Source organism: Roseibium aquae (genome assembly GCF_008711285.1).
Taxonomy (GTDB): domain Bacteria; phylum Pseudomonadota; class Alphaproteobacteria; order Rhizobiales; family Stappiaceae; genus Roseibium; species Roseibium aquae.
On the sequence record NZ_VXDC01000008.1, the window covers coordinates 142,110 to 158,139 of the forward strand.

The 16,030-nt window shown below is 60.7% G+C and carries 14 protein-coding genes and 1 tRNA gene; 7 read left to right on the forward strand and 8 right to left on the reverse strand.

The genetic code is table 11. From position 1 onward, the window contains the following. Positions 1-17: 17 nt before the first annotated feature. From hmuQ to F0184_RS14315, 3 genes are all read right to left on the reverse strand, one after another. The gene (gene hmuQ, locus F0184_RS14305) at positions 18-323 is read right to left on the reverse strand and encodes a heme-degrading protein HmuQ (RefSeq protein WP_150496965.1); all 306 of its coding nucleotides are present in this window, start codon (positions 321-323) and stop codon (positions 18-20) included. 159 nt (positions 324-482) lie between these two features. After that, positions 483-1,673, reverse strand: a complete 1,191-nt coding sequence (metK, locus tag F0184_RS14310) for a methionine adenosyltransferase (protein ID WP_150496875.1) — start codon at positions 1,671-1,673, stop codon at positions 483-485. Positions 1,674-1,804: 131 nt separating this feature from the next. After that, positions 1,805-3,496, reverse strand: coding sequence for a glycine/sarcosine N-methyltransferase (locus tag F0184_RS14315; RefSeq protein WP_150496876.1), 1,692 nt, complete (start codon positions 3,494-3,496; stop codon positions 1,805-1,807). 752 nt (positions 3,497-4,248) lie between these two features. Here F0184_RS14315 and F0184_RS14320 point away from each other — a divergent pair. Beyond that, positions 4,249-4,324, forward strand: a tRNA-Thr gene (locus F0184_RS14320). 52 nt (positions 4,325-4,376) lie between these two features. Here the strand turns inward: F0184_RS14320 and F0184_RS14325 are convergent. Then, positions 4,377-5,003, reverse strand: coding sequence for a thermonuclease family protein (locus F0184_RS14325; protein ID WP_150496877.1), 627 nt, complete (start codon positions 5,001-5,003; stop codon positions 4,377-4,379). 143 nt (positions 5,004-5,146) lie between these two features. Then, positions 5,147-5,557, reverse strand: coding sequence for a DUF4149 domain-containing protein (locus F0184_RS14330; RefSeq protein ID WP_150496878.1), 411 nt, complete (start codon positions 5,555-5,557; stop codon positions 5,147-5,149). A 139-nt stretch (positions 5,558-5,696) separates the two neighbouring features. On the opposite strand from F0184_RS14330, the gene F0184_RS14335 reads away from it, so the two are divergent. The 3 genes from F0184_RS14335 to F0184_RS14345 all read left to right on the forward strand — a co-directional run bounded on the left by F0184_RS14335 (position 5,697) and on the right by F0184_RS14345 (position 8,107). Next, positions 5,697-6,536 (forward strand): trypsin-like serine peptidase, encoded by an 840-nt coding sequence (locus F0184_RS14335; RefSeq protein WP_150496879.1) that lies wholly within the window; start codon positions 5,697-5,699, stop codon positions 6,534-6,536. Between the two features lie 118 nt (positions 6,537-6,654). Continuing rightward, positions 6,655-7,452: an NAD kinase gene (locus F0184_RS14340; protein ID WP_150496880.1), complete on the forward strand. Its 798-nt coding sequence runs from the start codon at positions 6,655-6,657 to the stop codon at positions 7,450-7,452. A 52-nt stretch (positions 7,453-7,504) separates the two neighbouring features. Continuing rightward, positions 7,505-8,107: an Hpt domain-containing protein gene (locus F0184_RS14345; protein ID WP_208998488.1), complete on the forward strand. Its 603-nt coding sequence runs from the start codon at positions 7,505-7,507 to the stop codon at positions 8,105-8,107. Positions 8,108-8,119: 12 nt separating this feature from the next. On the opposite strand, the gene F0184_RS14350 is transcribed toward F0184_RS14345, so the two are convergent. From F0184_RS14350 to F0184_RS14360, 3 genes are all read right to left on the reverse strand, one after another. Next, positions 8,120-9,370: a DUF2336 domain-containing protein gene (locus tag F0184_RS14350; RefSeq protein WP_150496881.1), complete on the reverse strand. Its 1,251-nt coding sequence runs from the start codon at positions 9,368-9,370 to the stop codon at positions 8,120-8,122. A 52-nt stretch (positions 9,371-9,422) separates the two neighbouring features. Next, entirely contained in the window at positions 9,423-10,529 is a 1,107-nt protein-coding gene (locus F0184_RS14355; protein WP_150496882.1) for a transglycosylase SLT domain-containing protein, read from the reverse strand. 171 nt (positions 10,530-10,700) lie between these two features. Further along, complete coding sequence (locus F0184_RS14360; RefSeq protein WP_150496883.1) at positions 10,701-11,177, reverse strand: MarR family winged helix-turn-helix transcriptional regulator; 477 nt, start codon at positions 11,175-11,177, stop codon at positions 10,701-10,703. Between the two features lie 85 nt (positions 11,178-11,262). Between F0184_RS14360 and F0184_RS14365 the strand changes: the two genes are divergently transcribed. From F0184_RS14365 to F0184_RS14375, 3 genes are read left to right on the forward strand one after another with little or no spacing between them, the layout of a single operon-like run. After that, positions 11,263-13,038 (forward strand): N-acetylglutaminylglutamine amidotransferase, encoded by a 1,776-nt coding sequence (locus F0184_RS14365; protein WP_150496967.1) that lies wholly within the window; start codon positions 11,263-11,265, stop codon positions 13,036-13,038. 3 nt (positions 13,039-13,041) lie between these two features. After that, a complete protein-coding gene (gene ngg / locus F0184_RS14370) occupies positions 13,042-14,823 on the forward strand; it encodes an N-acetylglutaminylglutamine synthetase (RefSeq protein ID WP_150496884.1) in 1,782 nt (593 codons plus the stop codon). Next, on the forward strand, positions 14,820-16,001 hold the full coding sequence (locus F0184_RS14375; protein ID WP_150496885.1) for an osmoprotectant NAGGN system M42 family peptidase: 1,182 nt from the start codon (positions 14,820-14,822) through the stop codon (positions 15,999-16,001). Before ngg ends, F0184_RS14375 begins: the two co-directional genes overlap by 4 nt. Positions 16,002-16,030 lie beyond the last annotated feature (29 nt).

A 16,030-nucleotide genomic window follows, 5' to 3' on the forward strand; every position in this document is an offset into this window, starting at 1 on the left:
GTCCTGCATTTCGCAACTTACAGAACGGCCTCGAACCCCTCGAAGGCGGGTGGGCCGTCATAAAGCGGCTTGTTGTCTCCCGCGTTCTTGTGCGCGGTCCGGAAATGCTCCGACTTGGTCCAGGCGATGAACGCAGCCTGATCCTCCCAGATCGTGTGGGAGGCATACAGGATCGTGCCATCGTCACTCCTCGGGCCTTTCAGCAAATGAAAGCTCTTGAAGCCGGGAACCTTTTCCAATTGGGAATCGCGATTCCTCCAGACCGTTTCAAACGCTTCTTCCTTGCCGTTCTTGACGCGAAACCGGTTCATGGCGAGATACATGGGCATGCCTTCCTTGCTTTGTGTCAGGTACCACGCATAGCGCTAATTTATGAGTTTGAAAATCATATTTTCCCGGACCATCGAGCTGGCGCCGGAAGGTTTTGGGCGGAACCGCTCCAGCGGCCCCGCCCAACATGGCCGGTCTTCCGATCGCGAAACTTACTCGGCAGCCTCGCTGGTCCTGACCCCGAAATGGCGGGCAAGATCACCGGCGAGATCGGTTTTCTCCCAGCCGAAGCCGCCCTCGGCATCCGGTTCGCGGCCAAAATGGCCGTACGCGGCCGTCCGCGCATAAATCGGCTTGAGCAGATCGAGCCGGTCCCGGATCCCGCGCGGGGTCAGGCGGACCATTTCGCGCAGCACCGTCCCCAACTGAGCTTCATCCACGCGCCCGGTCCCCTGGGTATCGACGTAAACGGCAACCGGTTCAGGCATGCCGATGGCATAGGCCAATTGGATCAGGCAGCGGTCGGCCAAGCCGGCGGCCACCACATTCTTCGCGAGATAGCGCGCGGCATAGGCGGCCGAGCGGTCGACCTTGGTGGGGTCCTTGCCAGAAAACGCCCCACCACCATGGGGCGCGGCCCCGCCATATGTGTCGACGATGATCTTGCGGCCGGTGAGACCGGCGTCCCCATCCGGCCCCCCGATCACGAATCTCCCGGTCGGATTGATGAAGATCCGGCTTTCCGGCGCCCGCCATCCTTCGGGAAAGGCGTTTTGAATGAATGGCAGCACCATGTCGCGGACCGTCTGTTGATCAACGTCCTCCCGGTGCTGGGTCGAGACGACGACCGCATCCACTCCGACTGGCTTTCCGTCTTCATATTTAAGCGTGACCTGGCTTTTGGAATCCGGGCCCAGCCTCGGCTCCTTGCCGGACTTGCGCGCCTGCGCCATCAGCCGAAGGATCTTGTGGGATATCAGGATGGGCGCCGGCATCAGCTCCTCGGTTTCGTTGCAGGCATAACCGAACATGATGCCCTGATCGCCTGCCCCTTCCTCGCCCTTGTCGCCCTCGTCCACGCCCATGGCGATGTCGGCGGATTGCTGATGGAGTCGGTTGACGATTTTCAGGGTGTTCCAGTGAAACCCGTCCTGCTCGTAGCCGATGTCCTTCACCGCCGCGCGCACCAGATCATCCACATTGCGGGTAATGTGCTCCGGTCCGCGCACTTCGCCGGCGATCGACACGTGATTGGTCGTCGTCAAGGTCTCACAGGCCACCCGGGCATTGGGATCCTCGCTTAGGAACGCATCGAGAATCGTATCCGAAATCCGGTCGCACACCTTGTCCGGGTGGCCTTCGGACACCGATTCACTGGTAAAGAGCCATGACTTTTGCGCCATCTAGAAAATCCTCCGGTTGAAAATGAGAGGGGTGGGCCGGCACTTCATGCAAGTCTGGTCCGGGCCCGAATGTGGTTTGAAAGGATGGAAGGCCGGGGGCAGCGGCCTGGACGGCCGCCGCGCTGTCTTGATCATGCCGGCTTGCGGAACAGCTGGATCCCCCATGCCAGATGTCCCTGATCCGCGGATCTCACCCAGTTCTGCAAACCCGCCGACATCTTGTCGAGATACTCGGCCGAGGCGCCCTCGTTGCGGAGCCTGTCATAGTTGGCGAGCAACTCCTGCCTCACGCGGAAATAGTGGTTGCGCAGTTGTTCGGTCATCTGGCGCTGTTCAACGATCTCGAAGCCGAGCGCTGTGGCCGCTTCCCGGTAGAACCGGAACGAACCGAGACTGTTCAGCTGCAATCGATCATAAACCGGTTTCAAGGCCGCCGGATCAGCCGTGTCGGCCTGCATCGGATCCGTGAAAATGAACAAGCCGCCCGGTTTCAGCACGCGCATCACTTCGCTGAGCACCTGATGCCGTTGATCGGAGTGAAGGATGGCATCCTGGCTCCAGACGAGATCGAAGCTTTCCGCCTTTTCCGGAATGTCCTCGAACGCCGCATGCACGACACGGATCTTGTCGGTGAGCCCCTGCAGGACATTCCGGTGCCGGTTGGTGTCGTTTTGCACCTCGGAAATGTTGAGGCAAACAGCCGAACACCCGGTCTGCTTGACAAGCTTGCGCATCGCGCCGCCATATCCCGCGCCAATGTCGAGAACCTTGGTCTCCGGCCCAAGGCCAGGCAGCATCCTCACCATTTCATCGATGGTCAGATCGGACGCCTCGCGGATGTCGCTGGTGGTGTCGTAAAGGCCGATATGCAGATCCTGTCCGCCCCACACCAGGGAATAAAACGTGTCCGCATCGTCGCTGTCATAGTAGCTTTCCGCGACTTCCCGGATATCGGTTTCGCCCTCGTTCAGCGACGCCCCGCCCCAACGCACCAGATGGAGGCTCGATTTTTCGGCAATATGAATGAAGAAATCCGGGTCTTCCTCCGCATAGGTCTCCTGAAAGTCGCCATAGGTGCGCGCACGCTCGAACCCCGCTTCCCTCAACAAGCGGCGCATATAGTTCTTGCGGATCGGGAACATGTTTAGCGTGTAGTCCGATCCATCCGGAAAGGTGTATTGGAAGCGCGCAAGGCCTTCATCGAGATGGGCGGGCGCGGCGGACACCTTGTCGCCCGCATAATAGTACTTGTGTTTGTTGGTGAAGCCCTTGTCGAGCATGGCATCGTAGTTGCGCTGGTCGATGATCAAGATGCCGTCATGTTTCAGGGCGGCATAGAATTCAGCGAGCGCGCGCCGCCGATCCTTCTCGTCGTGAAGGTGCGTGAAGGAGTTTCCAAGGCAGATGATCGCGTCATATTTGCCCTGAATATCCCGGTTGAGCCAGCGCCAGTCCGCTTGCACCGTTTTCAGGATCATGCCGCGCTTCTGGCCGTTTTCGAAGGCCTTGGCGAGCATCGACGCGGACCCGTCGGCGGACGTCACATTGAACCCGTTGCGGGTCAGGCGGACGGAGTGAAACCCGGTTCCAGTCGCAACATCAAGCACGGTTTCCTTGCCGCGAGCCCGCAAGACATCGATGAAAAACTGTCCCTCGCTGTCCGCCCGGGCGTCCCAATCGATCAACTCGTCCCATTTCTCCACGAAGGACATGATGTACTCACCGCGATAAAGGTCGGTCTCCCGGTCGGCGATGGGATCGGTGCCATAGGCCTGCTCATCCAGTTCAAGCTCGTCTTTTGGCGACAATGGGCTTGCGCGCATTGGAACATGCTCCTTCTCTGGTCGGACGCGCCATCCGGAATCCGGACGAGCGCAAGAGACCGCCGTTCAGGTGTGAACGGCGCAAATCGCGATTTTCACGTTCAAGATCCGGCAAACACACTGTGGTGCGGAAGGGACGCAGCTCTGGAAGGCCGCAAAGCCGGATCGGTTGGCACGCAACACGAACGCCTCGGCATTCGCGCAGGGAAAGGGACCCGCCAGCGGCGGGCCGCATGCCAAAATCAAGTCGTCTGACACCGGGAGCCTAGCGAATTGCACGGCCTTTTCAACCGCCCGTGGCGCAATGATTTCAAAACAAACTGGAAGATCAAGATCAACCATTTGAAAAATGGAAACATTTTTTTAATCTGAAATTTTTTTGACAGCCTGATTACCCAGCACTTCAACCATTATTAGAAAAACAATTACGTGGCAAAAAACTACCTGCCCGGCGAAGCAGTATTGAAACGCAGTATTTCAGCCAAACCATAAATCAATTTCATCACTATCAAGACCATCGAGATATCAGTTTCCGGCAGTCAAATACTGCATGACGTCTTGGCATTACGCGCATTCGCCCGATGCCCCTCCCCCACGGGTCGGCATCCGATCGAAAAAGGCCGTTTCAAGCGGACGGCAAAGTCAAGAAGGACTTTGATTTCTGTTGGTTAGCCATTTCTCCACATCAAAGGCGCAAAATCTCCGCGCCCCTATGGACATCACCGCTCAATCTGGTAGAAGCCTCCCCCAGCGCCGGTATAGCTCAGCTGGTAGAGCACGTGATTTGTAATCTCGGGGTCGCGGGTTCGAATCCTGCTGCCGGCACCACCTCCCCCTTTTTCTGACGCATTGTCTCGACCGCGATTGGCATAGCATCGGCTTATTGCGCCGTGTGCCTTTCAGGCCGCGCGCCCCGGATTTGCGGGTCCGCCCAAACACCGCGCTGATCGTTTCGGGCCGTCTTCTCAAGAGAATCCAGATCGGGGTATCTGACCGGATCCGCCACAAAGGCATGGCCAGCGGAAACCAGGGCCTCGGCCAACCTTTGGACGCCCTGTACACAATCAACCTTCATCGCATCGTTGTCCGACACATCGTTTTCGGCCATATCGTTTTCGGCGGGCAGCACGGTCCGGCATCGGAGCAACCGGCCGGCAATCAGGGTTCTGAGCGTCATCCGCGCCCGCAAGCCGCATGCCATGCGCTGCCCCTGCTCCTCCAAACAGACCTGTGCTGGCGGCACGGGGTCCAGTCCTGACAGCCGGTAACGGGTGTCCCCAAAGGCAAAAGACACGCTGTCCGTGACCCGGACCGAACGCGGCAAGAAAAGAGATTGCGGAAAGGGGTGATCCGATGCCCGGTCCGGCAAGCGCGGCAGGGTTTGGGCCTTCGGGTCGACCCGGACCGGCTCCCGCGTCCACAGCAGCCTCTCCTGCGGCTCGGCTGGTCCAGCGCTTGCGGCAGTGTCACCCGCCGGCGCGGGCCCGGCGATTGCAAAACTCCACAAGCACAGCGCATAGAAAAGTGTCCGGGGTCTTTTCAAGTGTCCCCGCGGCTGTTTCCTGGCCGCTCTCTGCCGTTCTGTGCCGGATGCATGCGCCACGCTGTTTACCCGATCGCGACACCGGAAAAATCCGCTAGCGGGATGTCTCACACAAACCCATAGAGCACGAAGCCAACAGCAACAAGCTGCAGCATATTAAGCGCGACGGAAACCGCATGCAGCCGGTCAAACCGGGTTTTCGCGGACGCGTCTCCGGCAAGTTGGGCATCGCGCGCCGAATTGATTTGCGGCATCAAGCCTTGCCGGGCGTAGAGCGCGACAAGCGCAACAGCCAGGAGGATCAACGCGCCAACTGTATCCAGCGCACCGAGCGCGGCCGCGCCAATCGCCGCCGCCCCGCCCACAAAGACGTAGTACCATTTGAACGCTGTCCGCAAAAAAGCGGCGGCTGTCGCCGGATCGAGGTTCTTGAAGACAAGAGGGGCGAAGCCGAACGAATAAAGCGTCATTCCGCCAAACAGAATGGAAACGATAAGCAAAGAAATATAGCTCAGCATGGCGACCTCCGGGCAGCCTACGGTTAGGATACGGCAACGGATTGGCGCCTGGCCGGATTGCCGCACCGGCGGGGACTGCCAAGACCTGGACTTTTGACCTTGGGCCCGGTCCTGGCGGTCCGGTAAACAGGGAGCAGTGATGCGCGATGTCTGGTTCAAGATAAGGGGCGGTCTGGCGGTCGCGTCTGCCTGCGTCACGTTCGGCTACGCAGCCGCCGAGCCGACCGCGCCGATCGAAGACAGGCTCCAGATCATCGATTCGCTGGATCACCCATGGCCCTCGATCGGCCGGGTCAATGTCGCCGGCTACAACCGCACCAGCATGTGTACGGGCACGCTGATCGATGACAGGATCGTACTTACCGCTGCCCATTGCCTGTTCAACGCCCAGACGGGCCAGCCCCATGCCCTGGATGACCTGAGGTTCGTCGCCGGAGTTCGGCGGGACGCGAATTCCGGCCTTGCCCATGCCGCCTGCACATGGGTGCACCCGGAGTATACATTCACGGCCCGCCCGCAATTGCGCGATACCCGGACCGATGTGGCGTTGATTGTCCTGAAGGACGCGCTGGAACTGCCGCCCGTTCCGGTGATCCGCGCCGAAACGCTCGCCGAGGTGCGGCGGTCGACGCCGGTTCAATCCGCCGGCTACCGCCGCAGCCGCCGCTTTCTGCCAACGCTCGATACGGATTGCCGGATTTTGGGCACTGTGGAGGGATCCTGGGTCACCTCCTGCAACACGGAACAAGGTGCATCTGGCGGCCCGCTGATGATTGCCCAGGACGGCGGCTGGTCGGTTGCCGGAGTGATGTCGGCCAAGATTGATGCGGCCCGTTCGGTCGTCGTGCCGTTCAAACAATGGCGCGATCTGATCAACCGCAATTCTTGCGGCGGCGAAACGGGGCAACGGGCAAAAGCCGCTTTCGATCCGGCCCGGGTGCCTTTGCGTCCCAGCCTCGATCAGATCGGCACGAAATAAGGTCGGCGTACTGTTCGGGCGCACTTCGTCCTTGGCGGGGCATGGTCAAGTCGTGCTAGGTACAGGCGGTGGTCCCATCTGGACCCTGGAGCCGACCTGTCAGGAAATCCGTGCGCCGATGACCTCTCCGACCACATCCGACCAACCACGCCCCACCGGCGCCCTTGCCTTTGTGACCAGCGGCACGCCGGACGCCCAGGAGGCCTGCCGTCTCCTTGTTGACCGGTATGGCGCCGTTGCGCCGGAGGATGCCGATGTCATCATCGCGCTCGGTGGCGACGGCCTCATGCTGCAAACCCTGCATCGCTTCATGGGGTCCGGAAAACCGATCTATGGCATGAACCGAGGGTCGGTCGGCTTTCTGATGAATGAGTTCCGCGAAACCGATCTGCAAGAACGCCTTCAAGCCGCCGATGTCACGCCGATCCATCCCCTGACCATGGACGTCGAAAACGAGGCGGGCGACATCTATACCGCCCGGGCGATCAATGAAGTCTCGCTGCTGCGCCAATCCTCGCAAGCGGCGCGCCTGCGCGTTTCGGTCGATAAGCGGGTCCGGCTGGATGAACTGATTTGCGACGGGATCATCGTCGCGACACCGGCGGGCAGCACGGCCTATAACCTGTCCGCTCACGGACCGATCCTGCCGATCTATTCGCCTCTTCTGGCCCTGACGCCGATCAGCGCGTTCCGGCCGCGCCGTTGGCGTGGCGCTTTGCTGCCGAATCACGCAACAGTGGACATTGAGGTTCTTGATCCGCAGAAGCGGCCGGTGAGTGCCTCGGCCGACCACACGGAGTTCCGGCATGTGGTCAAGGTATGCGTGCGGGAAGACAGCCATGTCGAGGGCCTGATCATGTTCGATCCCGACCACGGGTGGGACGAACGGATCCTGACCGAGATGTTCCACTACTGATCCACCGCCGGATCCGGCATTGGCAACCCGATGTTAAAGCAAAACAGCGAACATGCCCTTGGGACAGGGTGTGATTGCAGATGGCTGGGCGGATCAGGGCCAATTCTGCAAGATGAAGGGGATTGGAAAGATGGGTGCCAAAGAGGCCAGCGATGAGGACTATGAAATCATCACGCCGCCGACGGATCTGCGCTCGAAAGTCCGGCAGTTGACGAAGCGCGAGGCAGCTAAATTCGATCCGGTGAAAGCCGCTGAAGCGGCCATTGAACGCCTGTCCCAGAATTTTGGCACCTGGATGCTCAATGAAACGCGCGACCTCTGCGCGGCTTGGGAGATCATCGAGGATCAGGGGCCACGCGCCGAAACCGTCGACACCCTTTACCAAGCGGCGCACAACATCAAGGGTCAGGCCCTGACACTCGGCTATCCGCTGGTGGGGGACGTGGCCGCCCGTTTTTGCTGGCTGATAGAGGCTTTGCCGTCGGCCGCCGATTTGCCAATGGCCTTGTCCGCAAAATATGTCGAGGCCATCCGCGCGATGGTCAGCGAAGGGGCCAAGGACGATCAGAACAAGACAGGCGCGGAACTCCTCGAAACGCTGTCGGAGGTTACCGAGGCATACGTGAAAGCTCTACCGGCCAAGCCAAGTGACTGAGACTGAACAGCGTCAGGCGGCCGCGCGGCCCTGGTCCCCCGGGGCGGCAAGCGCGGGACGGCACAATTCGACAACATAGGCGCGCGCTTCCAGCCGGGCCGCTTCCGCTGCGAATTGGCGCACGAACGCCAGGACATCGAGATCCGCGCCCAACGATTCGTCTTGCAGCTCGTGCAGCAGTTCCTCGGTCAAACGGCGCGTTGTCGAGCAAGGCAGATCGTCTCGGAAATCGCAGTTTTCCCTCTGGATCAGATTGATCACCATCAAGAATGCCGAGTGGGCCCGCATCGGCAGGCCAGCCTTGCGCAGCACCGCCTGCAGAACCGAAGGGCGGATCGTCGAAAGGGTTTCCCGCAAGCGTTGTTCGGGAACTTTGCCGAGCAGGCTCAATGCGGAAGCAAAGAAGCGCAATCGGCCGCAGCAGACGGCGCGCAGCAGCAGGCGCGTGTTCAACTTGGCCCGGTCCCGAAGATGCTGGACAAAGGCACGCATTTCATTGTCCCCCGCAACGGCGGCGAGCCGCAGAATGACCCGATCGCTGGCATCATCGCATCGGCTTGATGGTGTGGTGCCACCGGGCAGTTCCCCCTCTTCCAGGACGTTATGGTAATCGACCGCCAGGCCCTGGAGAAGATCATGGCGCAGGATCAGCGGCGTATCGGCTCGTTTGAGCAAACGCTCGCGAATGGCCGCGCAAGACGCAAACCTTTCCCCGAGCCGGTTCAGGCCGGAAACCAGGATGCGGGACGTCGGGTTGTCCAGCAAGATGGTGCAAGCCGCCGCACTGCCAATCTCGCACAATGCCGCGCACACGGCAGCGGAGGGAAACGGGCGGCGTGCGATCGCGGATTGGACGCGGTCGGACCCGTTGGCGGCAAGATCCACCAGTTCCATGTCGCCCAAAACGGGAGAACGGGCCAAGACCGGTTCGGCAACTTCGTCGAGATCGCCGGCAAGGCTTCTGATCACGTGAACGGGCGCGGCCTCAGAACGGGCCAGGTTCTCCGCCAAAGCCTGACGCACATTGATGCAAGGATCGTCGAGAAGCAGCGTGAGAGCGATGGCCGCGCCTTCCCGTTCTCCATCCGGCATATCCGAATAGAGCCAGGCCCGGGCCAAAGCTCCGGCAGCCTCGGCCCGCGGCCCGTCCGGCGCCGTGCTTACCCAATTCAGAAAATCGCGAATGATCATGGCAACGCACAACTCTTTCTGGTCATTGCCCGGAGCCGGCATGGCGGTTCCGGGGTTCAGAAAGCGTGCCACCAAACACTTAACGTTCGGTTCACTATAGTTTTGCCAAGTCTAAAGTCCGGCGTCACACCGGTGGCAGCAGATCCCGCTTCTCTTCATCGTCCTCGAAGCGCAGGAACCGGGTCAAATCCAAGGGCCGGCCATCCTGAAGCCAGGCAAGTTCCTGGATCGCCAGTTCGGAACTCGTTCCGCCAAGGCGCGCATAAGGGTTCTCTTCCACGGCAGCAAAGGCGGACACGAAACGGGACTGGACGGCCGCGGTCTTGGAGGCCGGATCGTTCCGGAACAAGGCTTCGAACGGATTGGCCGTTTCGGTCGCCCGGAAGGCCGAGATCACGCGGTCCGTCGCGGGATCCAGATGGCGCAGTTCCGGCTTGGCCTCCGCCACCTTTTGTTGGCCGGCGGCAGGCGGCTGTGCGTCGGCCACGACCGGCTCATCCGGACGCGCAACAGGAACGCCGATCTGCTGTTGCGGCTTGGCGTTCGGCAGCGCGGCAATCTCGGTCAGGCCCTGTACCCGCGTTTTCTTGCCATCGGAAGCTTCGGCGATCATCGTCACCGCATCGTGCTTGGACACGATGACCTGATAGACCTCCTCCATGGACCGCGGTGCGCCATTGCGGTGGTAGAAGATCGGCTTGTTCGCCCGCGCCTGGGCGGAAAACAGTGCGTCCGCCCGCAGATCCGGACGGGTTTGAGCCGCATCAATCAGACGGCTCGCACCGGTCGCGCCCAGGAAGTGGGCCATGTAGAGTTCCCCGTCAGTGGGCTCACGGCCAAGTTTACGGCTCAGATGCTGGGCGTTTTTTTCGGTCAGCGCGCCCGCCATGAGAGAGGAGACTTCAGGGTCCTTCCGCAAATCGAGGATTTCCTGGCGCATCTGCGGATCACTTACGAAATACTTGCCGCTCTTTGTCCGGCCGATCTGATCGGAGTATTTTTCAAGGCCGTGGCGCGGACCAGCCTCTTTCATGGTTTCCAGCCAAGTCGATTCGATGAACTGAAACAGGCCGGTGGCGCTGGACGTGCGCGCCTTCGCTGTCGGGTTCATGGACGACTCGCGCTGAGCGGTCTTGACCAGGTAGTCGAATGATGTGCCCGTGGAACTACTTGCGGACTGAAATGCCTGCTCGATCCGAGACGCGACCGAGGTGGTGTCAGCAACACGCATGATACCTGCTCCTCGACGAATTCATGTTCTGTTGGTTAATTTCAGGTCACAATGGTTAACAAAACCTTAACGACGCTAACCGCCGCATCCTAAAGACCGGGATGTACACACGGGAGATCGGGCATCACGGTCCGATTATGTCTCATTATGGGACGGTGACCCATATCGTCATCAGGGATGGACGTTCCCCGTCACCAGCAATGCGGAGGCGTCCAGGTCGTCTGCGTCCATCATCTCGGCAATGGACAGAATCGCCGCGACCAGTCTTTCGCGTTCATGCACCGACCGGGCCGCGAATTTCAATTTGAATTCTTCCTGCAACAGATCTGGAACCGTATCCAGCGTCTGTCGGCCGTGATCAGTCAGCCGCGTATAGACCACGCGCCTGTCCTGATCCGAGCGGTGCCGGGTAACGAGGCCCTTTCTTTCCAGATTGTCGAGGATCGTGACAACCGTCGCCGAACTCAGATCGGCATGTTTCGACAAGGTGGTCGTCGTCACTTCCCCAAGGTCCTGAACCCCTTGCAGCACAACGATCTGGGGGATCGTCAAACCTGTTGCGCGTGCCACTTCCTTGGAACGGATATCGATCGCCCGGACGATGCGCCGGATCGCCTTGAACACCTGCCGGGATTGCGCATCCGACATCGTAATAACCCTGATAATTTGAACTCTAAAGATTAGACCTCTATATAGAGCCGGTCTGAAAATCAATGAAGAGGTGATGACCGGAATGTGTGGGATTTGCGGAGAAGTGGTCTTTGGCACTCAGGATGCGGATACCGGCCGCGTGGACAGAATGGCCAGGGCCATGGCGGCGCGCGGCCCCGACGCGATGGGCGTCACCCAAAAGGGACGGATTGCCTTAGGACACCGGCGTTTGAGGATCATCGACCTGTCCGAGCAGGGCGCGCAGCCAATGCATGACCCGGCCTTGGGTCTGACACTGGTCTTCAACGGCTGCATCTACAATTACAAGGAGCTGCGTGAAGAGCTCATCGGCAAAGGCTACAGCTTCTTTTCCACCAGTGACACGGAAGTGATCCTGAAAGCCTTCAAGGAGTGGGGTCCGGAGTGCGTTTCCCGGTTCCACGGCATGTTCGCCTTTGCCATTCATGAGACCGATAGCGGACGCCTGCACCTGGCCCGAGACCGGTTCGGCATCAAACCGTTGTATTACACCGAGGGCAATGGCCGGATGGCGTTCGCCTCCTCGCTGCCAGCGCTTCTGGCCGGGGGCGGCATCGACACATCCATCGATCGTGTCGCGCTTCATCACTACATGAGCTGGCACGCGGTCGTTCCGGCTCCGCGGACCATCTTGAACGGTGTGCGCAAGCTGCCTGCGGCCACTTTCCGCACCATCGAAGCGGATGGACGCAAGACCGACGCGACCTACTGGGCTCCGACCTTCGAGCGCACGTCAGAGGAGATCGACCGGTCGCCGGAAGACTGGCGCGACATGGTGCTGGAAAGCCTGCGCAAGGCCGTCCGGCGCCGCATGGTCGCCGATGTCCCCGTGGGCGTCCTTCTGTCCGGCGGTGTCGATTCGAGCCTCATCGTTGGGCTTCTCGCCGAAGAGGGACAACAGGACCTGGCCACCTTCTCCATCGGATTTGAGGAAGCGCACGGCGAAAAGGGCGACGAATTCCAGTATTCGGACCTCATTGCCAGCCATTACGGGACCAATCACCACCAGATCTTCATTCCGCATGCGCAACTCCAGGAGAACCTGCCCGGGGCGATTGCCGCCATGTCGGAACCCATGGTCTCCTACGACAATATCGGCTTCTATCTTCTGTCGCGGGAAGTCTCCAAGCACATCAAGGTCGTGCAGTCGGGACAGGGCGCCGACGAGGTCTTCGCGGGCTACCACTGGTATCCGAAACTGGCCGGCTCCAACACACCGGCGGCAGACTATGCGGCCGCCTTCTTCGACCGGACGCAGGAGCAGATGCGCGAGGCGGTCTCGCCGGATTACCAATGCGAGCGGGACGAAAGCCTTGCGCTGGTCGAGGCCCATTTCGCGCAAACCGGAGCGCAGGATCCGGTGGACAAGGCGCTGCGGCTCGACACCAACATCATGCTGGTGGACGATCCGGTGAAGCGCGTCGACAATCACTCGATGGCCTGGGGGCTGGAGGCGCGGGTGCCGTTCCTCGACCACGAACTGGTCGAGCTGGCGGGCAGGATCCCCGCCCGGCACAAACTGGCGCAGGGCGGCAAGGGCGTTCTGAAAGAAGCGGCCCGCAAGGTCATTCCCCCTGAGGTCATCGACCGTCCGAAGGGATATTTCCCGGTCCCGGCCCTCAAATACATCCAGGGCGACTACCTCACCATGGTGCGGGAAACCCTCACCAACGAGGCGGCCCGGTCGCGGGGCTTGTTCAATCAGGGCTATCTCGACAAACTCTTCGCCGACCCGACGCAATACATTACGAAACTGCGCGGATCCGAACTCTGGCAGGTGGCGCTTCTGGAAATGTGGCTTCAGGCGCAGGAGGTCTGAAACATGGTGGACAATACGCCGTCCCGTCCGAAATCGGCCTTTGACCATAGGCTGAAGCGGATGCGCACACATGGAATGAAGCCAGACTACCGGGGCAGTGCCACCGATTATCCGACCAACCAGATCGTGGATTGCGGATGGGGACGCCTAATCTTCGCCAATACGTTTCCGGACATGAGCGATCTGGTCGAGACAATCCGTCACGAGCGCCCTGACCGCCGCGACATTGCCTTCTACGTGCGCGATCCCCACGTGCTGGTGGGCAGCGCGCCGCAAGAGCTTTTTCTCGACCCGTCCCACACCTACAGACTCAATTTGTCGACCTACCGCCCGGCGCGCAACCGGCGCAAAGGCTTTACGATCCGCCGGCTCTCGTCGAACAGCGACGCAAATGAGATCAACGCCCTTTATTCGAGCAGGGGCATGGTGCCCGTGCCCCCCGAGTTTCTCTGGTCCCAGATTGATCCGCGGGTCATCACGGTACTGGTCGCCGAAGAAGACGAAAGCGGCGCCTTGGTCGGCACGGCGATGGGGATCAACCATGCCCGCGCGACCGATGGTGCCGACGAGGGATCGTCGCTCTGGTGTCTGGCCGTCTCGCCGCAGGCGCGGTTCGCCGGCATCGGCGAAGCTCTCGTCCGCCGCCTCGCCGAAATCTTCCAGGGACGCGGTCTCCCGCATATGGACCTGTCTGTGATGCACGACAATGAACAGGCCATTGCCCTTTATGAAAAGCTCGGCTTCGAACGTGTCCCGTTCTTCACGGTGAAAAAGAAGAACCCCATCAACGAAGCCCTGTTCAGCGGTCCGGCGGTTGACGAGACGCTCAATCCCTATGCCGCGATCATTGTGAACGAGGCCCGGCGCCGGGGGATCCAGACCGAGATCATCGACGCGGATGGCGGCTTCTTCCGGCTGTCTTACGGCGGGCGATCGGTGCGCTGCCGGGAATCCTTGAGCGAATTTACCTCAGCGGTCGCCATGTCGATCTGCGACGACAAGGCCACCACGCGGCGGATTGTCGAACGGGCCGGTGTCCAGACGCCCGCCCAGATCACAGCGGACGACCCGGATGAGATCGAGGCGTTTTTGGCCAAGCACGGCTCGGTCGTCGTCAAACCGGCCAGGGGCGAACAGGGCAAGGGCATTTCCATTGGCCTGACGACACCGGATGAAGTCGAGGCAGCGGTCGCCCAGGCACGCACCCATTCCAATGAAGTCCTGATCGAGCAATGCGTCGACGGAGAGGATCTGCGCCTCATTGTGATCGACTACAAGGTCGTGGCCACCGCCGTGCGCAGGCCGGCCCAAATCATTGGAAACGGAACCAGCACGATCGATGAGCTGATCAAGGCCCAGTCGCGCCGGCGGGCTGCGGCGACCGGGGGTGAATCCAAAATCGAGTTGAATGACGAAACCCATCGCTGCCTCGATGCGGCCGGATACGGCCTCGACGACGTCCTCCCCCAGGGTGAAAGGCTCGCCGTTCGCCGAACGGCCAATCTTCACACCGGAGGCACCATCCACGATGTCACCGCCGAAACACACCACGTTCTCATAGACGCCGCCATCCGGGCAGCCAAAGCCATTGAGATCCCCGTCACCGGGATCGATCTGATGGTCAAAAGTCCAAGGGAACCCGAATACTATTTTATTGAGGCAAACGAGCGGCCAGGACTGGCCAACCACGAACCGCAACCAACCGCGGAACGGTTTGTCGACTTCCTGTTTCCGCTCTCCCTGCCGCAAGTGGTTCGCGATACACTCAACAGGGAGAGTCTTTGACCGTGCTCACCATAGACATCGAGTATCTCCAAAGCATCTTGGAGACACTCCTGAACATTCCAAGCCCAACCGGATACACCGACAAGATCGCCCGCCATGTGAGCGAAGAGCTGGATCGGCTCGGGGTGTTTTACGAAGTCACCCGCAGGGGCGCCATCCGCGCGCGCATCCGTGGCAAGAGCGAAAAACCGGCGCGGGCTTTCGTTGCCCATGTCGACACGCTCGGCGCACAGGTGAAGGCCCTGAAAGACAATGGACGCTTGGAACTTGTGCCGGTCGGGCACTGGTCATCGCGTTTCGCGGAAGGATCGCGCACAACGGTGTTCTCCGAGGCCGGCGCCTACCGTGGCACGATATTGCCGATCAAGGCCTCCGGGCACACGTTCAACGAAGCCGTCGACAAGCTGCCGGTGTCGTGGGAAACCGTCGAGCTGAGGATCGATGCCTATGCCAAGAGCAAGGACGATCTGATGCGCCTCGGGGTGGATGTGGGCGATCTTGTGGCCATCGACCCGCAGCCGGAGTTCCTGCCAAACGGTTTCATCGTCTCCCGGCATCTGGACAACAAGGCCGGTGTGGCCGTGGTGCTCGCCGCGCTCAAGGCCCTTGTGGAATCGGGAAGGACGCCAACGGTCGACATTTTCGGCCTGTTCACGATCGCCGAGGAAACCGGTCACGGCGCAAGTTCCATCCTGACGCCCGAAATCGCCTCGCTGGTCGCCATCGACAACGGCACATCGGCGCCGGGTCAGAACTCGGACGAATTCGGCGTCACTATCGCCATGGGCGACCAGACAGGCCCGTTCGACTATCACCTGACCCACAAGATGGTTCAGCTGTGCCGGGAGCATGACATCAAGTTCCAAAAGGATGTGTTCCGCTACTACCGGTCCGACGCCGCCTCGGCGATCGAGGCCGGCGCGGATGTGCGCACGGCCCTGATCACGTTCGGCGTGGACGCGAGCCACGGCTATGAGCGCATTCACATGCATGCCCTGCGCTCCCTGGCGGAACTGTCTACGGCCTATGCGCTCAGCAGCGTCGAAATAGACCGGGATGCCCGCGAGTTCAGCACGCTCAGCGGCTTCACCACACAGCCGACGGAAAACGCCGATCAGCAATTGGCGCCCGATACCGACGAGCCGCATCCCGAACCCGAAACCGAGCCCGCCGAATAGCAAGGCCGAAAGCAGACGGAGAGCCCGAC